The following is a 22,990-nucleotide window of genomic DNA, read 5'->3' as shown; positions in this document are numbered from 1 at the left end:
GATGGACGCCTTGCCGTGGATGCAGGAGCTTGAGGACGAGCTGAAAAACAATATTTTGCGGTTTTGGATGGACAAAAGCGTGGACGACGCGCGCGGCGGCTTTTACGGCGAAATCGACCGGCAGCTCCGCGTGAATGAACGGGCCGACAAAGGGCTGGTGCTGAACGCCCGCATCTTATGGACGTTTTCGGCCGCTTACCGCCGCTACAAAGACGAGCAATACCTGAAGATCGCAAGCAGAGCTTATCATTACTTGATCGAGCATTTTCTGGATCGGAGCTTCGGAGGGTTGTATTGGATGGTGGATGCCGACGGCCATCCGTCCCAGGATAAGAAGCAGATCTACGGGCAATCCTTTGCGATTTACGCATTATCCGAATTCTATCTCGCCGATGGACACCAGGAGGCTTTGGATGCCTCCATCGAGCTGTATGAGCTGATTGAGCGGCACAGCCACGACCCGATCCATCAAGGTTACATCGAAGCTTTGGGACGCGACTGGACCCATACGAGCAGCTTCAGCCTCAGCAACAAGGACCTGAATGAGAAAAAATCGATGAACACCCATCTCCACGTCCTGGAGGCTTATACGAACCTGTACCGGGCATGGAAATCGCCGGCGCTGGCTTCAAGCCTGGCGCGGTTAATCGAGGTGACGATTGAAAAGATCGTTGACCCTGCCACGGGGCATTTCCGGCTGTTTTTTGACGAGGAATGGAACGCAAAAGGCTCGCATATTTCCTACGGCCACGATATCGAAGGCAGCTGGCTGCTGCTGGAAGCCGCCGATGTTCTTCAGGATCAGCCGCTGCTGGAACGCGTAAGAGCCGTTGCCGTCCGGATGGCGGAAGCCGTCATCGCAAACGGCGTCGACCGGGACGGCGGGATCTGGAACGAAGCCGACCCTGACGGAGTGACCGATGCCGACAAGGATTGGTGGCCGCAAGCCGAAGCCATGGTCGGCTTCTACAATGCCTATGAATTGACGGGGGATCCCAAATTCAGGGCTGCAGCCTTGGACTCCTGGAAATTCATTCAGCAATACATCGTTGACCGCGAGCACGGGGAATGGCATTGGGGCGTCGACCCGAACGGCGTGCCGCTGCCTGGCGGCCCGAAAATCAGCGCATGGAAATGCCCGTACCATAACGGCAGGGCCTGCCTTGAAATGCTGTCCCGCCTTCAAAAAGAAACGAACGGCCGGGAAGCCGATTCACGATTATCGGAGGGGATATGATGAGCTTGTTCGAGCAAAGAAAACGGCAGTTGACCGAAAACTATGAAACGTTAATCAACCGGAAAAACGAAAAAATGCCGCCGGGCAACGGCGTTTACGACCGCTACCGCTACCCGGTGCTCACGGCAAACCATGCGCCCCTGATCTGGAGATACGATTTTAATCCCGAAACGAATCCTTATTTTTCGGAACGGCTTGGCGTGAACGGCGTTTTTAATCCCGGAGCCATTCATTTGAACGGCAAATTTTATTTGGTCGCCCGCGTCGAAGGCGTGGACCGCAAGTCTTTTTTCGCGGTCGCCGAAAGCGACAACGGGATCGACGGCTTCCGCTTCTGGGACCATCCGATCGTCATGCCCGAAACCGACGTTCCGGATACGAACGTTTATGACATGCGGCTTGTGCAGCACGAAGACGGCTGGATTTACGGCTTGTTCTGCACCGAGAGGAAAGATCCGGACGCTCCCCGCGGCGATTTGTCGAGCGCGATCGCTCAGTGCGGAATCGCCCGCACGAAAGACCTCGTCACATGGGAGCGCCTGGACGATCTGAAGACGGGATCGCCGCAGCAGCGGAACGTCGTGCTGCATCCCGAATTCGTCGACGGGAAATATGCCTTCTACACCCGGCCGCAGGACGGGTTCATCGATGCCGGTTCCGGCGGAGGGATCGGCTGGGGATTATCCGATTCCATCGAACATGCCGTCATCGACCAGGAGATCGTCATCGACGAACGCCAATACCACACCATCAAGGAAGTCAAAAACGGGCAGGGACCCGCGCCGATCAAAACCGACCGCGGCTGGCTCCATATCGCGCACGGGGTCCGCAATACGGCTGCCGGCCTCAGATACGTTCTATACGCTTTCCTTTCCGATTTGGACCGTCCTTACCAGGTGACGCACCGCCCAGGCGGGCATTTCATCGCGCCGGAAGGCGAAGAACGGGTGGGCGACGTCTCCAATGTCGTCTTCTGCAACGGAGTGATCGCCACCGACGACGGAAACGTATACATTTATTACGCTTCCTCCGATACCCGGGTACATGTGGCCACCACCACGGTAGACCAGCTGCTGGATTACGTGCTGCACACGCCGGAGGACGCCTTGCGCTCCTATGCATGCGTGGAACAACGCATCCAACTGATCGACCGTAATCTGGAATTGCTCAAGGCCCGCATTTAAATAAAGATTCGGCAAAAATCCGGAGAGCCGCTTTCAATCAGCAATTTATAGAGCGGAACGGTTTCGTTCACCTATATATGGGACCAGGGAGCGGCCGGAATCGGGGTTTGCAAAATCCTGAAATATCAAAAAGGGGATCCTCTGCCGTTTATCGGCTGATGGATTCCCTTTTTGATGACGGTGCGGTTTCGGCCCGGCCGGCGGAGCCGCAGCGATCCGCGGCCGGGCGCGGCCGTTTCCCCGATGCGTTTTTTGCCGCCGCGCCTTTTTACGGCTCCTTAGGCTCCGACGTGGAGTCCCGGTGCACGATGTCCGCGGATACCAGGATTTTCTCGACGGGAAGTTCCGGATACCGGATCCTTTCAAGCAGCTTTTTGACCGCCCGTTCGCCCATGGCCTCCTTCGGCACATGCACGGTCGTCAGTGCAGGCTGGGACCGGTCGGCGGCGTCGATGTTGTCAAAGCCGGTGACGGAAATATCCTCCGGTACCCGGATGCCGTGTTTCCGCAATGCGGATATCACCCCGAACGCGATCGAATCGTTGGCGCAAACCAATGCCGTCGGCAGCTGCCCCTTTTCTTTCATTTTGGTCAGCCATTTCTCGAATTCCCCGGCGAACTCGCCGCTGTCCACCCCATCCAGCGTCAGCATCGGATCAATGGGTTTGGGTGCCTCCAGGTCGTTCTGTTCGAGCGCTTTGCGATATCCGATCCATCGGTCCTGAAAGCTGCGGGAAAAGCGAACGTCCCCGACAAATTGCAAACGCGTATGGCCAAGGCCGATCAAATGGTTGCAAAGCCGGGCGATCGCGTCCGTATTGTTGACGAAAACCGTATCCGTCGGAATCAGGTCGTCTTCATGATCGACGAGGACCATGGGAATGCCAAGGCGGTGCGTCTCCAGCAGCAGCTCGGAATCGATTTTGCCGACCCCGATCATGCCGAAAATCCCGCTTGGATTCAGCACATGGACGAACGAGTCGACCCGGGACTCCGTGACGATAACCATGCCGAGGCCCTTCCGTTCCAACTCCCGCGAAATGCCCTCCATAATTTTTCCCCAATATAGGGAATCCTTGGTCTGAAAGCGAATGTTAGGCATCAAAACGATGACAGACTGCTTGCCGGATGCCGAAATGACGTTGGGTTCCCCTTCTTTATTTTTCATGTAGGCATTTTTCTGGGCAAAATATCCGAGCTGGGAAGCGGCTTGAATGACCCGCGATTTCGTATGTTCATTGACGCCGCCTTTTCCCGAAAGCGCCTTGGAGACGACAAACTTCGAAACGCCCAGATGGTCGGCAATCTGCTGCATCGTAACCCTTTTCAACGTATAACTCCCCCCGCTAGCAACGACTGTTTGCATTTTTTATTTATTTTATTATAACAAAGGAACGCAAAGGGATAAACCGGATCGGGTTACGAACCTAAGATTCGATCCAGCGCGGTTTGATTCCGGTGCCCATCTTCGATCGGAGGCAAATCCGCATCGGGTTGGCCGAACTTGATATAACGATATACGTTGTCTATAAACGGATAAAATGCCGGGTAACACTTATGTATGGAGCAATCGCTTTTTTCTTATCGCTTCGTTCCTTTCTCTGTTCTCCCGCCATATTTACCTCCACTTTTTTCAAGTTAATGCAGCGCTCTCTTTTTCTATAATTAAAACCAAAATCCCAGTCTTCCGAATTCAAGAACCGAACCAACATAAAAAGAAGCCGAATGGGCGCATATCCTGCCCATGGCTTCTTTGGGTTGCTTTATTTTAATGAAGGACCAAATAACTCACGAAGATAATCCCGTCGCCCATGTAAAAGCCGATGAATAATCACCGTATCTTCAATTACCCGATAAAACACTAAATAAGGGTGCACGACAATGAACCGGTAACCTCGTTGCAGTAAGGGAAAATCATCTTCCGACAAGACGGACCCCATATAAGGGAACTCCGCAAGATTTAAAATTTGATCGTCTAGTTTTTGCAACAAATTTTCTGCAGCTGAAACATTGTCCTGAGATATGAATGAAAAAATTTCATCCATATCATCAACCGCAGCCGGAGCATATTGCACCCTATTCCTTTGCTGCATCGATCTTCCTCCGGATTCTTGAAATAACCTGGTCGTGATCGAGTAATGCTTCCCCTTCGGTTACCTGTTTCTCAGCAATCAAAAGCTTTGATTGTAATTTAATCCGTGCTTCCATCCGGCGATAAGCCTCATGGCTCATAACAACAAGATCAGCTTCGCCATTTCGTGTTAAAATAACCGGTTCATCGAGTTCATGACAATATTTTGAGAAACCATTATAATCCTGCCGGATTGTGGTTGAGGGTTTAATGTTCATTTTGCACTTCCCTTCTCCAAATGACATTATTCCGACATTATTATATCATTAAAATCAACATCATAACCACCAAAAGGGAAAAAACGCCTCTAAATCAAAAAGTACCGGCCAGATGGCCGGTTCCCTCCATTCATCCCTGAGGCATCCCTCAGCTTCAGTTTTTTTCTCCCCGTCAACCGTCCGCCCATGAAAAAACGCGGGGCCGTCCATTTTTCACGCTTCCTTCTTTTCCTGCATCGCAGGACTGAACTGGTCCCGGTATTGTCCCGGCGTCATTCCCTCCAGCTTCTTGAACATCCGGTTGAAGTAAGGCGGCTGATAGCCGACCGCCCGGGCGATATCGCTGATTTTCATGTCGGTCGAAACGAGCAGCTTTTTGCAGTGGTTCATTTTGAGGGAAGTCAAATAGTCGATGTAGTTCGATCCCGTCATTTGCCGGAACGCCTTGCTGAGCTGGGACACGCTGACCCCTGCTTCCATGGCGAACGTTTCCAGCGAAAGCTCGGCCATGTAATTTTCATGGATCGTCGCGATGATTTGGTCCACGATGCCCTTCATGAACGGATGATAACTCCGGTTCAACACCTCGATGTAGGGCCGGATCATGTTTTCCCGGAACCACTGGATGCACGCATTGGCGTCCCGGAGCGCCTCCAGCTCCTCCTGCAGTTTGATCCCGTCACAGATGGCGTAAGGGTTATGGTTCGATTGCAGCATCGAACGGAACAGGCTGTTTTTCAGCCGCATCAGGCCTTGATGCACGACCCATTCCGGCGCCCCGTCCTTCTGCAGCGCTTCGACGAACCGGATCAAAATATCCTCCGCCTCTTTTTCCAGTCCCAGGTTCAGCGTATGCGTAAACTCCTGCTCCAGCTCGAAAGGAAATTCGACCTCCACGTTGGCTTTCTCCAGCACCGCCCCGGCTTCAAGCAGCTGGCTGTCGGACGTAAAGGTGCGGTAGCTCAGCGCCCTTCTGGCCTGTTCCAGCAAATAGGGCACGTCGCGCCAGGCCGCCGCAGGCCCGTTCACGACGATCGTGGCCGGCATGCTCAGCACGTCCCGAAGGGTATCCAGCATGTCGCTGCCGAGCTGCATCAGCGTCGGCTTCAGATCATTCCCCGGCCCGGCGGCCGGCACGCATGAAATGACCGCAAACGAGCCGTCCATAAAATCCAGGGTATGCACGTACGAGCCGGTCCGCTCGGACATTTCATGCAGCAGGTTGATGGCGGCGTAAGTCAGCAGCTGCACGTCCTTCCCCGTTAGCTGGCCGCGTCCCAGCGTCAGGGAATGAAGGCGGCATACCACGATAAAAAAGCGATGTTCCATCAGATCCAGCTGCAGCGCCTGCAGCTTTTCGATGATTTCGGCTTCCGTCAGATGGGCCGCCTGGCCCGTCACAAACTGGTTGATGAGCGCTTCCCGCACCTTCGGAATGGACTGGTTCAGGTTGCTCTGCAGCGTCACGTTGACGGACCGGTACTGCTTCCATTTTTCCTCGATGTATTTCAGCTCGTCGTTCGCCAAAGCCGGCTCCGGCTTGCCTTCCTTGAACAAATCGACGATTTTGCGGATGGGCCTGTAGATCCGGTTGGAGGCGAACCAGCTGAGGGCCAGCGCCACGAACAGGGAGCCGATCCAATACACGACCACGACATGCCGGTACGGTCCCGTAGGCGCCGTAACGGCCGACGACGGCGTACCCGAGACGAAGGTCCAAATGCCGCCCATTTTTTCAAAGGATAACACGCTCACAAGCAGCTTGTCGTTTTTTACCGGGAGCTGAAAATGCATCTGCGTGTCGTAGGTACGTTTGACGGTGCGCAACTTCTCCAGAATGCGCGGCATGACCTCCGGATACTGTTTGCTTGCGTCGGATTGCCCGACCAGCGTATCCTCCCCGTCGAGGACAAAAGCGACCTGCTCGGAATTGGCGTTCAGGTGCACTTTGGCCGGGTTGACGTACAACACAAGCGCCCCGTAGGATTGCTGGCTGTTGAAGGGCAGCTTCATGACGATGGCATGCGTCGGTTTCCCTTTATTGTACGGGCGGGGCAGCGCATTCGTCCAAAAAATGCTTTGGTCGGACGACATGATCTTTTTCCAGGCGGCCGCATCCGCCGGATCATCCAAAGGGCGCAAACCAAGCATAGGCTGCATGATCTTGTTCTGCTTGGCCACATACAGATAAGCTTGGTCAACCAGCGGATCGCCGTTTTCGATAAAATAAAGCGTATCGCTGAGCTCCTGCGTTTTTTCGAACTGGTCCACGAAGTTCGTGTCGGCCAGGGACGGTTTCAGTATAGGGTTCGACATCATGTGTACGGCATATTGGACAAGCTGGGAAAATTGCTCATCGATTTGCCGCGCCGTATCCTTCAGCAGCTGCTCGTTGTTCTGTTGGTGCTGCCGGATCAGGTACTGGTTGCCGACATGCCAGTTGATAAAACTTACGATCGAAATGGGAACGCAGGTGAGCATGATGGCCAGCGCGATGGTTTTCCAATACATGATTCCTTTTGAAGCCAATTTCCTTGTCCATTCCTTCCCCAAATCCCTCACTCCTGACGGTACTGTTCGAAATAAGCCATAACTCGCGAACGGCGTGTTGTACCATCCATCATAACGAAACGAGGCTCACATGAAAAGGCTTACAACGCGAAAAATCATGCCATTTCGCCGGATGCCGGGGGCCAATCCCTTCGGGTAAAAAAAGTGCAACGCCATGAAACGGATAACGGGGAGTGCCTCGCCTTCAGGCTCTAACCGAAGCCACGAAAGCCCGATCGCAAAGGCATAAAAAACCCCGCCGTCGTTGCCCGAAAATAAAATCAAATTGCCGGAAATGCCGCGAGCCTCTACATTGTGCTTATGGCATGCGCGATTTCCAAGCCCGTTCGAAACCAAGTTTTGTGGGCAAAGGACAAATTCGCGAAAGACGAAATTTTCCATAGACAAAAGAAAGCGAGGTAAACAGATGCGGAAACGATCAACCCAATCCGGTGCTGCAAGGCTGCGGGAATCCAAACGGCCGCTGTGGCCGGATCTGAAACGGGACCGGTATTTGTACGTGCTGGCGCTGCCGGGCATTTTGTTTTTCATTATTTTCAAATATATTCCGATCACCAACCTGGTCATCGGTTTTCAGGACTACTCCCCTTATTTGGGGATTGCCGGAAGCCCATGGGTCGGATTCGAACATTTTACCCGGTTTTTCTCGAACCCGGACTTCTGGATGCTGCTGCGCAACACGCTCGGGATCAGCTTGATGAATCTGGTTTTCTTTTTCCCGGCGCCGATCATCCTCGCCCTGATGCTGAACGAGGTTCGCCATCAGCTGATGAAACGGACCGTGCAGTCGCTCATCTATATCCCGCACTTTTTGTCGTGGGTGCTGATTTACGGCCTGACCTATCTGATGTTCTCCCAGTCCGAAGGGCTGTTCAACAAGCTGCTGACGGCGCTGGACAAAGATACGGTCGATATTTTATCGAATCCGAAGCTGTTTTGGGGCATGCTGACGGCGCAGTCCATCTGGAAAGAGGTCGGCTGGGGCACGATCATTTTCCTCGCCGCCATTGCCGGCGTCGACCCGCAGCAGTACGAAGCAGCCGTCATCGACGGAGCCGGGCGTTTCCGGCGGATGTGGCATATCACGCTGCCCGCGATGCGGAACGTCATCATGATTTTGCTCATTTTGCGGCTCGGAACGATCATGGACACGGGCTTCGAGCAGGTCTACCTGATGATGAACGCCGCCGTCACCGAGGTCGCCGAAGTATTCGATACGTACGTCTACCGCGTCGGCATCCGGCAAGGGGAATTCAGCTACAGCACCGCCATCGGCCTCTTCAAATCGATCGTGGGCGTCATTTTGGTCGTCGGCGCGAACAGAGCCGCCAAACGCTTCGGCCAGGAAAGCCTATATTAACGCACCAGACCCCACCGAAAGGAGAGTTTAGCCGATGATCATGGAAGTCAATGCATCCTGGAAAGACCGGCTGTTTGCCTGCGCCAACGGCGGCCTTCTGATTTTGTTCAGCCTGGCCATGGTTTTCCCGATCTATTACACCCTCGTGCTTTCGTTTACCGATTCGACGGAGTATTACACCCGGGATTTGATCCTGTGGCCGCATCAATGGTCGCTGGATGCCTACAAATATTTGCTCGGCAACGGCTTGTTCGTCAATTCGTTGATGGTCAGCGTGTTTCTGGCCACGGTCGGCACCGCCCTCAGCCTGCTTGTGACGGGAGGGCTCGCTTACGCCATCTCCTGCCGGCGCCTGCGCTTCCGCAAAACGATGATGTTCATGATCCTGCTGACCTTTTTATTCACGCCGGGGCTTGTCCCGGTCTACTTGATCGTGCGGAATCTGGGCCTGATCGACAGCGTCTGGTCCCTGATATTGCCTTCGCTTACCAGCGGCTGGTACGTGCTGCTCATGAAAGGTTTTTTCGACGGCATCCCGGACAGCCTGGACGAAGCCGCACGCATCGACGGTTGCACCGAAATCAGCGTCTTCTGGCGGATCATCATCCCGCTGTCGCTGCCCGCCATCGTCGCCTTCGGCCTGTTTTTTGCGGTCGGCTATTGGAACACGTATTTTAACGGCATCATGTTCATCAACCAGCAGTCGAAATGGCCGCTGCAGGTCCTTCTGCAAAACATGCTCGTCGATCCGACCACCATGGGCGGCGGCGAACAAAACGTGTCCCTGCAAATGAACCGGCAGCTGCCGACGGAAACGCTCAAAATGGCCGCGGTCGTCATTGCCACCGTTCCCATCATGCTCGTGTATCCGTTCCTTCAGAAGCATTTTGCGACAGGCGCCATGGTCGGCTCCGTGAAGGAATGAGACATACAGGTTTGCCAAATCAAAGGAGGTTATGAAATGAGTCCATCCGGAACAAAGGTACAGAAAAAGATGCTGATGAAATCCATGCTGATCCTCTTGGGAGCGAGCGTGCTGCTGACGGCATGCGGCGGCTCCAAAGGGGCATCGAAAGAGGGAGACGGGCCGACGCCGATCCAGATGCAGACACTGAATTACGCCACCGAATTTATCGACAACACCAATCCGATCTGGAAGGAATTCGAAAAGCGCACCAACACCAAGCTCGACATCACCTGGCTGTCCCCGTCCACGTCGGAGGAAAAAATCAACGTCATGCTCGCCTCCGGTGACCTGCCCGAAGTGACGTTCGTGGAGTCGCTGATCAACCCGCAGCTGCAAAAAATGATCAAGCAAGGGGTCTTCTGGGATTTGACGCCGTACATCAAGGATTATCCGAACCTGAGCGCTTCCAATCTCGCCGAAATGTGGACCGCCTCCAAGGTGGACGGCAAAAACTACGTCATTCCGCGCTACTATCCAAGCTATGGCGGGGGTGCCTTCCCGATTCTCCGCAAGGACTGGATGGATAAACTCGGACTGCAAACGCCGACGAACATGGACCAGTTGTTCGAGGTGCTGAAGGCATTCAAGGAAAAGGATCCGAACGGCAACGGACAGGCGGACGAAGTGCCTTATGCGGCCAACCCCGATACGATGGGCTTCGTGTACGGCGTGTTTAACGGAACGCAAGGCCAATGGAAGCTGAAAGACGACAAACTTGTTCCCGTCATCACCGAAGACGCTTCCCGCGATGCCGTTTTGTGGCTGAAAAAAGCATTTGACGCGGGGCTGTTCCCGAAAGATTTTGCCATCATGAAATATTCCCAGACGGTGGACCTGATCCGCGGCGGCAATGCAGGGGGCACCTCCCAATCGATGAACCATGCGTGGGTGACGGGCTCCAAAATCCGCGAGGTCGTGCCGACGGCCGACTATATGCCGATCACGTACCTGGAAAACGCCGGCGGGGAAAAATACACGCCGTCCGGCACGCCGTATTACGGGGTGTACCTGATTCCGAAAAAAGTGTCTGAGGCAAAAGTGAAAAAAATCCTCGAATTTTTCGACTATGCTTACGGCAAGGAAGGCAACGAGCTGGCGACCTATGGCATCGAAGGCGTCCACTACAAGGTCGAGAACGGCCGGAAAATCCCGACGCCGCAAAGCGAAAAGGACCATCTCGGCGACGGCAACATGAACAACCTGATTCACCTGATCAGCGACGATATGTCCATCGGCGCGGTCGGCATGCCTGACGATGTGTACAACCGGAACGTCGAAATCGTGAATGAACGCAAAAAGATCAAAACGCCGAACCCCGGCAGCGAGCTGTACTCCGAGGCTTACAACAAATACTATCCGGAAATTTCGAAAAAAGTGAGCGACATGCGCACCAAGGTCATCATCGGCAAAGACACCATCGAAAACTACGACAAATTCATCGAGCAGCTGCGCAACGACCCGACTTTGAAGCAGGTGGCGGATGAAATGACGGAAGCGTATCATAAAAAGATGAGCAGCCAGTAAGGCGGGAAAGCGCCGGGGTTATCCCACCGGACCGCCGGGACTATGCACAACAAAACAAAAGGGATGTCTCCAAGGTTCGCACCTTGAGGACATCCCTTTTACGTTCCGGGCTTCCATTATGTATCCATGCTGATATCGTCCCATGCTTCGTCCCGGTAGCCGATCATCCAGAACAACGCCCGGCGGCGCTCCATCACGACGCTTTCGTTCAGGCCGGCCGCAGGCTCCCTGCCACGAATCCGGTCATTGACGCAGGCCCAATGCAAGCGATAGATTTTGTCCGCTTCGTCCAATATGTCTTCCGCGCGTCGAAGCGCCGTCCGCTCCAAAAACTCGTCGAAGCCGCCGCAGCTCGATACCGCCTCAATCGCGGCATTGGAGTCGCAAGCATGATCCGGAAAATCAAGCGAATCCACCACCCCAAGCGCCCAGAGCAGCGCCCAATAAGCCTCGTACTGCCAGACCAGATTGACGGCGTCCTGATACTCGGGCTCCGCCTCCTCCAGCAAATCCTTTTCGGCTTCGGTTAACGCATCCTTGACCCCGAATTGCTCCAGCAGGCGGTTCACGAAAGCTTTCGACTCGGCCAAGTCTCCCTCTTGGGCGACGTCGCACGCGTATTGGATGACGATCAGCAGCGCGGCGGCCCGGCGGGCGATCTCCTCCCTGGATCTGACCTTCAGCTCGCTAAGCGGAGGCAGTTCAGGCAAATGCTCCACGAACGGGACTTGCTTTTCCGTCAGATACGCCAGACTTCTTTGCTTTCGCTCCGCGCCTTCCGGCGTCGTACGGTCCTCGCCCCGGATTTTTCTCGTGCATGCCCGCGGACTGAAATCGGCGGCATCGGAGCTGCCGTCGGGATACACGATGACCCGCCCATCCCGGTCGAGCAGCGTCCCGTCGGGGATAAACCCGATGCCGTCCACCTTGGCGGCAAGCCTGACGAAGCGGTCCAGGTCGTCTTGGCCGTATTCTTTTTCCGTTTCGATCGCCAGCATCGTGTTAATCACGGAGATTTGGATCAGCACGCGGCGCTTCAAATCCTCGTCCTGGAACGGGATGCGGTCGTAAAATCCCATCATTCCCGGAATATTGTTTGCGAAATACTCCGGATCGGTATCTTCCGAGGCGACGCGAATCGTGATTTTGTTGTTTTTAAACCAGCCCTTCGGCTGAACCGTCATCTCCTTTTCCCCCGGAGCCCCGCCCGTTACTTTAAAGCCGTCCGCAAAAACCTCATGAACCAGCCCGCCGATATCCTCGATATCGTTTCGGGATGCAAATATCGTAAAATAAGGCAAAAAACATTCCCCTTCCTGTCAGCGACGGTTCATTCATCCCTTTAACCGTTAACGCCATAAAATAGGTCCCAAACTTGTTGCCGGCCGCCGATTGCACGATCCGTTCGAGTTCTTCCGTTGCGATTTCTCGCAACCGCGTGTGCAAGCAGCCCGTGATCTACACTGTCATAAGCGCAAAACGCTTCCCTGTCGAGTCCCCTTGCGGCCATCGATTTGCGAATCGGCCACAGCAGCGTGACCGGTACATCCATTGTCTTCAATCCGTCTCCTCCCGACCGGCGCAAATGATCAAGTTTTTCGCGCGTTTCCCCATGTCGCTTGCCACTTGGTTCCCGTTATGATGGGTTCAATTCCATTTTACACGACGCCGTATCGATAAGGGGGAACAAACTATACACGAGGCCATTTTGCAGGCGGACCATCTGGTGCGGGTCTACCCGACCTGGTGGGGGGCGCAAGTTAAAAATGCTGGTCCCGGAAAAGCGCAAGCGCTGGCTGGAAAAGGCGGAGTCGCTTGGGTCGAAACTGGCTTAGGATGAATCCGCTCACCCTGCTCCAGCATCCATCGGATGTTTCAGATTCCGATGCACGGGTAAGTAAAGAGTGCGCAAGCAAAACTCAATACCCTAGAAGGAGTGATTCGAAATGGCAAACAATAAGGATGACCGTAAGATGACACTCGAAGAAGCTGGACGCAAGGGTGGCGAGACGACCGCCAAAACGCATGACCGTGAATTTTATCAGGAAATTGGCCGTAAAGGCGGAGAGGCAACATCGGAATCCCATGGCCGCGATTTCTATGAGGAAATCGGCCGCAAAGGCGGCGAAGCGACAGCGGATTCCCATGACCGTGATTTTTATCAGGAAATCGGCCGCAAAGGCGGCGAAGCAACGTCGGATTCCCACGACCGTGACTTCTATCAGGAAATCGGCCGTAAGGGCGGCGAAGCGACGTCGGATTCCCATGACCGCGATTTTTATCAGGAAATCGGCCGTAAGGGCGGCGAAGCGAGAAGCGACAGCGATGGGAAAGATGGCAAAATGAGCCGCGAGGAAGCCGGCCGTAAGGGCGGGGAAGCCCGGGCTCGTCAAAGGGACGACTCTTAATGTAGTGAAATAGATGAATAAAAGAAAGCCGGCAAAGGAAGCTCTGCAAAAAAAGGCCTTCCTGCCGACAGCCTTCGAAACTTGAAAAGGACAGCGCGCAGCTGTCCTTTTCGCTATTTCGGGAACGGGCCGTCATCGGGAGAACAGGTCCGTTCGTGTCCGGGACGGCGCCCCTTATCCGAAAGAAGATCCTTCACTGCGGGTTGCCGTCCCGCTTCATGCCTCACTCCGGATTTTCATTGCTCATCCAGCCATCGACTTTAAGCGGCTCGAAATAGTCCTCTCTGGCGGATAATTTGCGCAGCAGCTCCTCAGCCTCCCCGCGGGAAGCAAAACCGCCCATGACGACGACAAATTTGCCGTTTTTTGTTTTGATGACGCCGCTGCCGTCCCCGGCATACTGCTCCTCAAGGATCGCCAGCGTTTCTCCCTGCTCCATTTCCTGGCTGCGGACAAAATAGACCTCATGCGCTTTTTCCTGTTTCGCTGCGCCAAACAGCTTCAGCTGGATATACCCGGGCTGCCGGTATTCCGACACGGAATAATCGATATTGTCACCCAGCTCGACGACAAACCGGACCGCGGAATCGTCCAAAATCACGTTGCTGTAAACGTCCTTGACGTTGGAGAGCCCGCGAATGTCCTGCTTCAGCTTTTCCATATCCAGGTTCCGGACGCCGTTAAAGGTAAATATCAAGCGGTTTGGCGCTTCCTTACGTTCGACCGTATACGCCGGCGCGCTCGCCGTCCGTTCGCCGTCGATCGTGAAATGGATGTTCAGCGAATTTTCCTCCGCCGTCGTGGTGACGGACACCCCGTCGGTACGCTCGCCCCCGCTTCCAACCTGCAGCACTTTGACGATCGACCCGATCACCGGTACATCCGACAATGCCATGGCCACGCCAGGCACGTTCGCCGTAATGATGAAAGCGGCGCAGGCCGCCACGAGAGCGGACGAACCGCGGAGCCATGCCATGTTTCGTTTATGGGCGCGTCCCCGCTTCATGGCGTCCTGAATGACCCCGGAAAGGCGGGATGGGATCTCGATGTCGTCATAGCGTTCTTTCCCCGTCATTGTACATCCACCTCTTCCTTGATCAAATGTTTTTTGAGTTTGCCCAAAATCCGGTACAGCTTCGTTTTGACGGTGTTTTCGGGCAGGGACAGCACTTCCGCCATATCCTTGAACCGTTTATCCTCAAAATATTTTAATATGATAAAAGCCTTGTCTTCCGGCTTCAGCCGATCCAGCGCGTCATACAGATCCCATTTCTCCTCCAAAGAAACCGGGTCTTCTTTCGCGGCAAATTCCGCCGCGCCGTCTTCCGTGTACGTATATTTTTTCTTTCTTTTGATATGGTCGAGCGCGCAGTGGATGACGATCCGGCTGATCCAGGTTTCAAAATACTCCGGGTTTTTCAATTTCCCGAAGGATAGATATGCTTTGTACGTTGCTTCGGAGACGATTTCCAAAGCTTCCTGTTCATTTTTCACGTAGCAGTACGCAAAGCGGTAGAGCTTTTCCTTGCAGGCTTCGATCCGCTCGCCAAACTGCCGCTCCGTGAATGCTCCCTTCTTGCTGTTCAGTTGATTCACCCCCCTGACGACTTTAAAGGCGCATTTCGCCCCGCGGTTCTCATCCCGGGCCCGAGGTCTTTGAATGCCGCTTATGCCCGTTTGACTGGGGAAACACCAAAAAAGTTTCAAATACGTCTTTGCAAATAAAAGGAAACCATCGAAAACGGATCGGAATCAGGCGCAGCTCCATCAATTTCAGTCGTAACTTTGGAGAGCCATTTTATGTTATATACAATAAACGAATCCCTCAACCCAAGCGGGAAAAGGACGGTGTGACACATGACGGAGGAAGTTAAGGAAAATAAGCGGCTAGAGGAGCTGCGGAAAAAACATGCGGAGCTATGGCAGGCATTGTCTGCGCTGCAGGAGGAGCAAGCGGAACGATTGCTGAACAGTTTTTCCATGCAGGTTCAAAGGGCCGAGAAGAAGCGGCAGCCGGGCCAGGATTTGGATCATGATCATGGCATCGTTCACGCCTTGCGATCCCCGTGGTTTTACGTGTCGCTGTTTATCGGACTAAGCCTGCCGGTCATCGCTTATATTGCTTTCATATACACGTCGCTTTCTTTGGAATAATGACTTTGGTGCAAGGCCGGCGCGGCCGAATAGAATGGCCCGGTTGAACTTGATCTCCCCGAATGGGCCAAGCCTGCCGGGAGCGGCATAACGCGAATCACGATCGAAACGCTTGTCGGCAAAAATGAATGACCCCCGTTTTTATTACGAGGGTCATCTTTGTATTTCCTATTTTCCAGAGAGCAACCGGTAAATGACTTGGGCGCTTTCCGCGCGGGTCGCTTGGCCTTGCGGAAGGAACCGGCGGTTTTCGTTCCCTTCCAGCAAGCCTAACTTTGCAGCTGTCTGAACGGCGTCCCGGGCCCATGGACTGATCCGGTCGGCGTCCGTAAATACGGCATCTACGCCGGAAACGCCGGAATTTGCCGGGTGCTTCGCATGGTATGCTCTGACAAGCATCACGGCCATTTCCTCGCGGGTGATCACCGCGTTTGGTTCAAAGACGGCTTCGGAACGTCCTTGCACGATGCCCGCTTCATGCACGGCGGCTACGGACGCCGCATACCAAGCATCGCCAGGCACGTCGGCAAATGCCGCCGCCGCCTGCTTCGCTTCCAGCCCCAAAGCGCGCGCGATCAGGGAGGCGAATTCTGCACGCGTCACGCTGCGCTGCGGCTCGAACCGGTCTGAGCTCGTTCCGGTTGCGATTTGGCGCGCGGCGAGGTAAGAAACCGCATCAGACGCCCAGTGGCCTGCAGGCAGATCGGCAAAGCTCTTCCGCCATTCCAAAGCCGCATACGTGCCAGGCTTCCGAATGTCTGCCGTTAGGGTTCCCCCGGCATTCGAGGCGTCGCCGATCCATTCCACGGCGCCGTCGTCCGATACCCGATACATCGCCGTCAGGTTCCATTTTGCCTGGTCTTGGGTTTTGAGGCTCAGACGCAGAGCCGGATAAAACGACGACAGTTCCTTCATCGTTTTTCCGCTTCCATCGATCAGCAGCAGCTTCAGATCGTACCACTCCGATTGCTGCTCGAGCTGGGTCCCGGACTTCGCGCCCGCCATCGACAGAAGCTGCTGCACCGCCGAAGCGTCGACGGCTGCAAGCTGCAGGCAAATTTGCCAGCCTGGCGCTGCACCGTCGGCAGCGGCCTTAAGCTGCTCCAAAACGGCGGCCGGAACGGTTACCGTATCGGCACCGCGCTTCACTTGGAGCGCCGCGCCTTGCAGCAGGCTTCCCGTTTGAACCGGAAGCAGCACGCGGTCGGCGCTTCCCGCATCAATTTCGGCAGGGCTGCCATTGCCGCGATGGTTCACTGCCGTTGTGATCTGTTCGACGGTGAACACGGCGGTTTTGGCATCCTTTTCGCTAGGGATGCTGCCCGGGCTTGACGGGGTGCCGGAAGAGCTGCCCGGCGCACTGCCGCCTGATCCGCCCGAACCTCCGCCTTCCTGGCCGCCATTGCCGCCGTCCCCGCCTTTGTTGGACACGGTGACGGTGCTTTGTGCCTGATAACCGCCGTCGTGGGTCGTGACGGTTATCGTTGCGGTACCTGCTTTCAGCGGCGTTACGGTGCCGTTGGCATCAACTTTGGCGACCGTTTCGTCGCTCGAAGCGAACGACACCGCCTTGTCGGCCGCATCCTCCGGTTGAACGCGGGCGGTCAACGTTCCGACAGGGCCGCCTTCCGTCAAATGCAGCTCGTTCGGAGCAAGCGTCACGCCGGTCACGCGAACGGGATTCGGTTCGCCTCCCTTCTCTTTGCGCGTAATGGCGAGCTCAATCGTTTTGGTTGCCTTTGCGGCCCGCCCTTTATCCTTATACCACGGCAAGTTCAGCGTTTCCGCGCTTGGCTCGGTATGGACGGAGAAGCGGTTCATGCCCGGAAGCAACGGAATGTCCCGGACCTCCACGTTCCCTTGGGCATCGAGCGCATCCGCCGGAATCGGCTGCCCGTTGATGGTCACGGCCGAACCGTATGGAACGTTGGCTTTTAACGTAAAGCGGTCCTCGGTCGTTTCGTAGGCGATCGCCTCCCCGTAGGAAGTCCGCGGAAGCATAACGATCATCGGCATATCCACCCAGCGCAGGACGTAATCGTTGACGGTCATCTTGTTGCCGCCCTCGTTTTTGACGGTCAGCTTCATGTTCGTATTCTCGGAGGAATACGCATAGTTGCTCATGTCGGAAGGATCGTCGGCCAGGCGGGAATGGGAGGTCAGCGCTTCGGTATCCCAGGTTCCCCGGGTATATTTGTATTCGATCTGTTTTCCGGCCATCATTTTGAAATCGTATTCCACGATGTCCCGGGTGGTGGCCCCGCTTGGCACGTTCAGCTTCCCTCCGGCCTGGTTCCAGCCGTTGATCGTCCCCGCGATGTAAATATCGTCCTCTACCGGCGTGTAGCTCGGCAAATGCAAGCGGAGCTTGACGTCGACCATGACGAGCTTCGGCGTCACCGTCTGCTCATCCGAGAAAGCCCGATTATAAAAAGCATCGATCGCTGCAACCCGGTACGTGTACGTCGTGTCGTTGGTTACCGTAAAATCCGTATAGCCCCGCGCCGAAGCATCGAGAACGGCCAGCTTTTTGAAATTCCGCCCGTCCTGCTTGCGGTAAACCTCGAATTTGAACGCGCCGCCCGCGTGGGTCCATGCCAACTGCGCGCGGCTCGATTCGGTGCCAATCGAAGCCAGGACCGGTGCTTCCGGCGGCGTCGTATTCACCGGATCGGCATAGACATCGACAGATGCGGAAGCAGATTCCGTATATGTCTGTCCGTTGTCGGTGGACACCTTGGCGAAATAATGGAAGGTCCCGGCTTCCGTCGGTTCAAACGCAGCCCAGTACACCTTCCGCCCGTCCGGCGTATCTTCCAAATAACGCAGCTTGGTTTCGCCCGCATCCTCCTTGTTATCGCCTTCCTTGTAAAAAGCCAGCTTCGCGGCAACCCCCGGCATTTCTTTTCCGGCGTAAGCAGGATGATCCGATAATCCCGGTATGTGGATCGTGACTTGGATTTGCGAAGTCTTATGCCCTGCCCCCAAGGTCACGGGCGTCAAGGTGCCTGTGATTTCCACCGATTGCACCGGATAAAAAGGCGTAGCGGATGCGTAATCGCTCAAACCGCTCTCCCCATCCGGCGTGACCGCCGTCACGGCATAATAATATTTCGTTCCGTTCTGTACGTTCGTATCCGTCCAGTCCGTTCCGTTCACCGTTGCGGCTTGCTCGAGCGTCCCGCCTTCGATCGGCGCGCGGTAGATGCGGTAAGACGCCGCTTCAGGAACGGCATTCCACGACAGCGCGACGGAGCCGTTGCCTCCGATTGCCTGCAGTCCGCTCACTTTAGGCACGGCCTTCAGGCTTGCATCCGAAGTCATCATCATGCCGCTCATCGCCTTGACCGTCAAACTGGCTTTTCCGTCTTTGAATTGAACCGTCGTGCCGCTTCCCAGCCGGTCGGTGAGGGTGATATCGGATGGCAGGAAACCAGCCGTGTCGAGGCTGATCGTCGCGTCGCTGCCGCCGCGGTTGACGATGACGAGCCCCGCCTGGGTATCGGTTTTGCGCGCATAAGCGATCACGTCGCCTTCGTCATAGGCCACTGTCAGATCGCCCGTACGGAATACCTCGTTATCGTTTCGGATTTCAGCCGCCTTTTGGTAGGTTGCCAGCAGATCCGCGTATTTTCCCGTTCCTGCATAACCTCCCCCGGATTCGCTTACCCGTTCCCACGGGAATGTGCGACGGGAGTCCGGATCTTTCGTGCCTTCCAAGCCTACCTCATCGCCATAGTAGATCGTAGGCGCTCCCGGGTAACCCATCTGGAAAACGGCCGTCAGCGCCTGCATGCCAAGCGCCCGGTCCGACGGGCTTGGAGCGATCTGCAAATGCTCTTCTTCCCAGGACGGTTTGTCGTATTTGGTGATCGAGCGGATGGTGTCGTGCGAATCCACCAGATTCAGCATGACTTCCCACGCCTCTTGCGGATAATCCTCGCGGATCGATTCCAGCGATTCATGGAACTGGGTGGCGTTCCCGTTCAGGACAAACGTTTGCAAAGCGCTGCGGAAGCGGTAGTTCATTACCGAATCGAACTGGTCGCCAAGCAAAAACTTGGTCGCCACGCCCCACTCTTCGCCCAAAATGATCGGGTCGTCGATCGGCTCCCCGTTGACGTCGGTTCTTCCCTCCGTCGATTTGACGGCTTTGCGGAACTGCTGCCACGTGCCCGAGGACACGTCAGGCGCAACATCCAGCCGCCAGCCGCGGGCGCCGAGCCATTCCCAGCGCTGGGAGTTGGCCTCCTGCATCCGCTGTGCCGCCTGGTCATCCGATAGGCCCGTCAAGTCATGGCCGATCACCTGGTCCCGGTATCCTTGAACGTTCCATTCGTGGTTGCCGGACAGACCGTCCGCATCGCTGGCAGCCGGTTCGGGCGCGTCAATGACGGGCAGGGAGTCGAAACCCCACCAGCCTTCGTATTTGTAATGGCCGTCGACCTTTTCGTTCGATACCTTGAACCACGTCGTAAAGTCAAAGTCTTCGGGGTAAGCGTAATGCTTGCCCGTCGCCGGATTGATTTGGGACGTAAACGAATCAACCACCTGCTGCTTGGCCTTCTCCAACGTCAGGCTTGGATCCGCATTCATTTTGTCGTAAACCTTCGACCAAAATTCGTAAGCCCCGATCTCCGGATATTTCTCATAACGGTCAAAATAAATGGAGTCGTCGCCGACATGGTTAAACACGCCGTCCACGATCAGCCGGATGCCTTTGGCGCGCGCCTGTTTGGCAAACTCGGCAAAGACGCGGTCGGATGCGGTTCTTGTCGCTTCGTAGTTCAAACCCGAGGTCGGGTCGCCCGGCTTGTTGTACACCGGCTCGCCGAACATCGGATCCAGGTGCTTGTAGTCGGTGGCGTCGTACTTATGATTGGAAGCCGCCCAAGCGACCGGATTGAAATAAATGACGGTGACGCCAAGCGATTTTAAATAATCCAGCTTTTTCGCCACGCCTTGGATATCCCCGCCGTAAAATTCGTTCGTCCACACGCCGTCAGACTTGGCACCTGGAAAATAAGGCTTGTTTTGCGGGAGCACGCGGTCCGGGTTTTCCGGCACGTCGCTCCACGAGCCTGCAACATCCTCCGGCACGGGGTCGCCTGGGACGCCGCCATCGAAAAATTGGAGCTTATGCCCGTTTTTCTCCGTCATCGTTTCGCCCGGCATGGCGCCGCCGCGGTAACCGTCCACGATTTTCGCCCGGTTGTTGTCCGGGTTGCCGTCGAGGAACCGGTCCGGGAAAATCTGATACACGACCGCGTTTTTCATCCAGTCCGGCGTTTTAAAATCCTTCTTGTACACGGTCAGCTCGTACGGGAGCACCCCGTCGTCAGCCGTCGTGCCTGCTCCGCCGCGGTTGTTGTCGTCCCCGTACTCCACCTTGGCCATCCCCTCGACGAGAATGAATTTATAATTCCATACGCCGATGCCTTGAAAAGCCGTCTTCGGAATCGTGGCCTCCCAATAGTCCAGCCCGCCAAAAGAAGTCGCCACATGCATATCGTAAGCGGAAGACATTCCCTCGGGATTCGTCAGCTCCACGCGCGCAACCTGCACGTCCCCCGCCTCGGCGGCGATCCGCAGCGTGACGTCTTCCGTTTGCTCCTTGACGGCTCCGAAAGGCTTTTTATAAGTCATCTGACGCGAATCGAAATACAGCTTGCCTTTGTTGATTTTGCCGTCGTAAGCGGCGTCGGAAGGCATGTAGTTGGTCGTCAGCACCGGTTTCGGCTGGCTGAGATCAATGGAAAATATGACGTCGGACGGATCCAGGACGTTCAAAAGAAAATTGTTGCCGTTTTCGTCCCCGTAATTCGGGATTCCATCCTCCGGTCCCCCAGCACCACCTTCATCTCGTATTTGCCTGCAGGCACCGGGCGCTGCAGCTCATACACCGAACCGTCAAACCGGGTATCGACGAACATCTGCTTCGCTTCGCCCGGAGCCCACTCGTTTTCGCCAAACAGCTTTTGGATATTGCCTACCAGCCTCGGCCATTCGGCTTCGGTCAGCTTGGGCGCATATTGCGGCAGGCCCTGCACGTTCGGCAAATTGATGCGCGCCTCGCCAAGCTTTTCGTTGACGTAAATATTCACCTTTGCGGGGGCATCCAAATCGAACGCAAAATTGTTGCCGTTGTTCGAAAACCCGTCCCAGGTGCCGCTTTTAACGATTTTGAACTCATGATGGCCCGCATCCAGCACCGCGGAATATTGATAAAAATCTCCCGTTAAATGCTTCATTCTCGTCTCTTCGGAGCTGTTGTTCCAGCCCTGGAAGCTGCCGGCGATCACCCATTTGGACGCGCCTCCCGGCTGATCAACCAGCGGGTCGGGCGCCGGCCCGGAGAGTCCGGCCTTCGCCGCAGGTTCTGCAGGCGGCTGTTCCGAAGCTGCGGCCTCCACCGTGATTTTGCTGTCGGGGCCGTCCGCCGGAGGATTGCCCGGGTCGGAAAAGCGGATGTCTCCCGTCCCTTCGGAGGAAGCGATAAACGCATACGTATACTCCCCGGCCGGAAGCATCTCCGTCTCGTATTGATACGTGCCGCTTTCGAGCGCAAGCGGGTATTGGTCCGCTCCCCCGGAAGCGTCAAAGCTTCCCGTCACCTTAAACACGGGGGTATAGGACAGGCGCAAAATGCCTTGATCATCGGCGGAAGCCGTCAGGGGCGACCCGCTTTGCTGCACGCCGTTGACGGCAATCGCGTAGGCGTATTCCTCTCCGGCTTGCAGCCCGGTGACTTCAGCCGTGTATGTACCGTCGTTGTCCGGATCGGTGAGTTCGGCCGCCTCGTTCCATCCTGCGGATGCGCCTGAAGCCGTGACCTGAATCAGCGTTTGCGGCAGCCGGAAATAAAGTTTTCCTTCATCCGCGTACGTGCTTTTCGGCTCCGCCTCCGCCGCCTCGGCCAAAACCGGGCGGAAAACGCCGGCAATCAGTTCGATTGTCATCATGATCGCCAACAGCAAAGACAACGCGCGGATTGGTTTTTTTCTGCGATAGCTCATATAAGGCCTCCTTGATAAAAGTGATGATCAAAATCTGCTTCATTCATTGAGCAAACGTTTGCACAAACGCAAATAAACCTCCTTTATTTATTTTGTATGTCAACCCCTGATGCTTGAGATCAAACTGATTTCATCTTATTATGAAAACGCTTACTCGTCAATCGGCGCCAAGTTTTTTCTTCAGTCATTTTGCCGTGCTTTTTCGCATCTTGTGGGGAAT

The 22,990-nt window shown here is 55.3% G+C and carries 18 protein-coding genes; 7 read left to right on the top strand and 11 right to left on the bottom strand.

Translation table 11 applies throughout. The features are described from left to right. Position 1: 1 nt before the first annotated feature. Positions 2–1,237 carry an AGE family epimerase/isomerase gene (locus tag MKY58_RS00480; protein WP_339325004.1) on the top strand — a complete coding sequence of 412 codons (1,236 nt, stop codon included), beginning with the start codon at positions 2–4 and terminating at the stop codon, positions 1,235–1,237. Further along, positions 1,234–2,421, top strand: coding sequence for a glycosidase (locus tag MKY58_RS00475; RefSeq protein WP_036713350.1), 1,188 nt, complete (start codon positions 1,234–1,236; stop codon positions 2,419–2,421). Before MKY58_RS00480 ends, MKY58_RS00475 begins: the two co-directional genes overlap by 4 nt. A gap of 268 nt (positions 2,422–2,689) precedes the next feature. Here MKY58_RS00475 and MKY58_RS00470 read toward each other — a convergent pair whose 3' ends face one another. The 5 genes from MKY58_RS00470 to MKY58_RS00450 all read right to left on the bottom strand — a co-directional run bounded on the left by MKY58_RS00470 (position 2,690) and on the right by MKY58_RS00450 (position 7,722). Next, complete coding sequence (locus MKY58_RS00470) at positions 2,690–3,751, bottom strand: LacI family DNA-binding transcriptional regulator (RefSeq protein ID WP_339322990.1); 1,062 nt, start codon at positions 3,749–3,751, stop codon at positions 2,690–2,692. A 433-nt stretch (positions 3,752–4,184) separates the two neighbouring features. Then, a complete protein-coding gene (locus MKY58_RS00465) occupies positions 4,185–4,514 on the bottom strand; it encodes a type II toxin-antitoxin system RelE/ParE family toxin (protein ID WP_339322989.1) in 330 nt (109 codons plus the stop codon). Next, on the bottom strand, positions 4,498–4,770 hold the full coding sequence (locus MKY58_RS00460) for a type II toxin-antitoxin system Phd/YefM family antitoxin (RefSeq protein ID WP_036713353.1): 273 nt from the start codon (positions 4,768–4,770) through the stop codon (positions 4,498–4,500). The genes MKY58_RS00465 and MKY58_RS00460 overlap by 17 nt, the downstream gene beginning before the upstream one ends. A 213-nt stretch (positions 4,771–4,983) precedes the next feature. After that, positions 4,984–7,323, bottom strand: a complete 2,340-nt coding sequence (locus MKY58_RS00455) for an AraC family transcriptional regulator (protein ID WP_339322988.1) — start codon at positions 7,321–7,323, stop codon at positions 4,984–4,986. A gap of 84 nt (positions 7,324–7,407) precedes the next feature. Next, on the bottom strand, positions 7,408–7,722 hold the full coding sequence (locus MKY58_RS00450; protein ID WP_339322987.1) for a hypothetical protein: 315 nt from the start codon (positions 7,720–7,722) through the stop codon (positions 7,408–7,410). A 25-nt stretch (positions 7,723–7,747) separates the two neighbouring features. On the opposite strand from MKY58_RS00450, the gene MKY58_RS00445 reads away from it, so the two are divergent. Genes MKY58_RS00445 through MKY58_RS00435 form a run of 3 tightly spaced genes read left to right on the top strand, consistent with a single transcriptional unit; the run spans position 7,748 to position 11,192 of the window. After that, positions 7,748–8,701: a sugar ABC transporter permease gene (locus tag MKY58_RS00445; RefSeq protein ID WP_339322986.1), complete on the top strand. Its 954-nt coding sequence runs from the start codon at positions 7,748–7,750 to the stop codon at positions 8,699–8,701. Between the two features lie 40 nt (positions 8,702–8,741). Next, positions 8,742–9,626 (top strand): carbohydrate ABC transporter permease, encoded by an 885-nt coding sequence (locus tag MKY58_RS00440; RefSeq protein WP_339325003.1) that lies wholly within the window; start codon positions 8,742–8,744, stop codon positions 9,624–9,626. Positions 9,627–9,662: 36 nt separating this feature from the next. After that, positions 9,663–11,192, top strand: coding sequence for an extracellular solute-binding protein (locus MKY58_RS00435; protein ID WP_339322985.1), 1,530 nt, complete (start codon positions 9,663–9,665; stop codon positions 11,190–11,192). A 116-nt stretch (positions 11,193–11,308) separates the two neighbouring features. Here the strand turns inward: MKY58_RS00435 and MKY58_RS00430 are convergent, their stop codons facing one another. Continuing rightward, a complete protein-coding gene (locus MKY58_RS00430) occupies positions 11,309–12,493 on the bottom strand; it encodes a DUF4272 domain-containing protein (RefSeq protein WP_339322984.1) in 1,185 nt (394 codons plus the stop codon). Positions 12,494–12,534: 41 nt separating this feature from the next. Further along, on the bottom strand, positions 12,535–12,753 hold the full coding sequence (locus tag MKY58_RS00425) for a hypothetical protein (RefSeq protein ID WP_339322983.1): 219 nt from the start codon (positions 12,751–12,753) through the stop codon (positions 12,535–12,537). Positions 12,754–13,138: 385 nt separating this feature from the next. Here MKY58_RS00425 and MKY58_RS00420 point away from each other — a divergent pair, with 385 nt between their 5' ends. Next, a complete protein-coding gene (locus tag MKY58_RS00420) occupies positions 13,139–13,600 on the top strand; it encodes a general stress protein (protein WP_339322982.1) in 462 nt (153 codons plus the stop codon). Between the two features lie 223 nt (positions 13,601–13,823). Here the strand turns inward: MKY58_RS00420 and MKY58_RS00415 are convergent, their stop codons facing one another. Further along, positions 13,824–14,675: a hypothetical protein gene (locus MKY58_RS00415; protein ID WP_339322981.1), complete on the bottom strand. Its 852-nt coding sequence runs from the start codon at positions 14,673–14,675 to the stop codon at positions 13,824–13,826. Next, positions 14,672–15,196 carry a sigma-70 family RNA polymerase sigma factor gene (locus tag MKY58_RS00410; protein ID WP_339322980.1) on the bottom strand — a complete coding sequence of 175 codons (525 nt, stop codon included), beginning with the start codon at positions 15,194–15,196 and terminating at the stop codon, positions 14,672–14,674. Before MKY58_RS00410 ends, MKY58_RS00415 begins: the two co-directional genes overlap by 4 nt. A gap of 261 nt (positions 15,197–15,457) precedes the next feature. Here MKY58_RS00410 and MKY58_RS00405 point away from each other — a divergent pair, with 261 nt between their 5' ends. Then, a complete protein-coding gene (locus tag MKY58_RS00405; protein ID WP_339322979.1) occupies positions 15,458–15,754 on the top strand; it encodes a hypothetical protein in 297 nt (98 codons plus the stop codon). Between the two features lie 168 nt (positions 15,755–15,922). On the opposite strand, the gene MKY58_RS00400 is transcribed toward MKY58_RS00405, so the two are convergent. Further along, positions 15,923–21,544: an alpha-amylase family glycosyl hydrolase gene (locus MKY58_RS00400; protein ID WP_339322978.1), complete on the bottom strand. Its 5,622-nt coding sequence runs from the start codon at positions 21,542–21,544 to the stop codon at positions 15,923–15,925. Continuing rightward, entirely contained in the window at positions 21,541–22,770 is a 1,230-nt protein-coding gene (locus MKY58_RS00395) for a hypothetical protein (protein ID WP_339322977.1), read from the bottom strand. Before MKY58_RS00395 ends, MKY58_RS00400 begins: the two co-directional genes overlap by 4 nt. Positions 22,771–22,990 lie beyond the last annotated feature (220 nt).

Source organism: Paenibacillus sp. FSL W8-0194 (assembly GCF_037969745.1).
Lineage (GTDB): Bacteria > Bacillota > Bacilli > Paenibacillales > Paenibacillaceae > Paenibacillus_AQ > Paenibacillus_AQ cookii.
This window is presented reverse-complemented; position numbering and strand designations above follow the sequence as displayed.

What these genes read in the sequence shown, in the direction of transcription:
- MKY58_RS00480 (WP_339325004.1), top strand. Translation starts at nt 2, where the DNA reads ATGGACGCCTTGCCGTGGATGCAGGAGCTTGAGGACGAGCTGAAAAAC.
- MKY58_RS00475 (WP_036713350.1), top strand. Translation starts at nt 1,234, where the DNA reads ATGATGAGCTTGTTCGAGCAAAGAAAACGGCAGTTGACCGAAAACTAT.
- MKY58_RS00465 (WP_339322989.1), bottom strand. Translation starts at nt 4,514, where the DNA reads ATGCAGCAAAGGAATAGGGTGCAATATGCTCCGGCTGCGGTTGATGAT.
- MKY58_RS00460 (WP_036713353.1), bottom strand. Translation starts at nt 4,770, where the DNA reads ATGAACATTAAACCCTCAACCACAATCCGGCAGGATTATAATGGTTTC.
- MKY58_RS00450 (WP_339322987.1), bottom strand. Translation starts at nt 7,722, where the DNA reads ATGGAAAATTTCGTCTTTCGCGAATTTGTCCTTTGCCCACAAAACTTG.
- MKY58_RS00445 (WP_339322986.1), top strand. Translation starts at nt 7,748, where the DNA reads ATGCGGAAACGATCAACCCAATCCGGTGCTGCAAGGCTGCGGGAATCC.
- MKY58_RS00440 (WP_339325003.1), top strand. Translation starts at nt 8,742, where the DNA reads ATGGAAGTCAATGCATCCTGGAAAGACCGGCTGTTTGCCTGCGCCAAC.
- MKY58_RS00435 (WP_339322985.1), top strand. Translation starts at nt 9,663, where the DNA reads ATGAGTCCATCCGGAACAAAGGTACAGAAAAAGATGCTGATGAAATCC.
- MKY58_RS00420 (WP_339322982.1), top strand. Translation starts at nt 13,139, where the DNA reads ATGGCAAACAATAAGGATGACCGTAAGATGACACTCGAAGAAGCTGGA.
- MKY58_RS00415 (WP_339322981.1), bottom strand. Translation starts at nt 14,675, where the DNA reads ATGACGGGGAAAGAACGCTATGACGACATCGAGATCCCATCCCGCCTT.
- MKY58_RS00405 (WP_339322979.1), top strand. Translation starts at nt 15,458, where the DNA reads ATGACGGAGGAAGTTAAGGAAAATAAGCGGCTAGAGGAGCTGCGGAAA.
- MKY58_RS00395 (WP_339322977.1), bottom strand. Translation starts at nt 22,770, where the DNA reads ATGAGCTATCGCAGAAAAAAACCAATCCGCGCGTTGTCTTTGCTGTTG.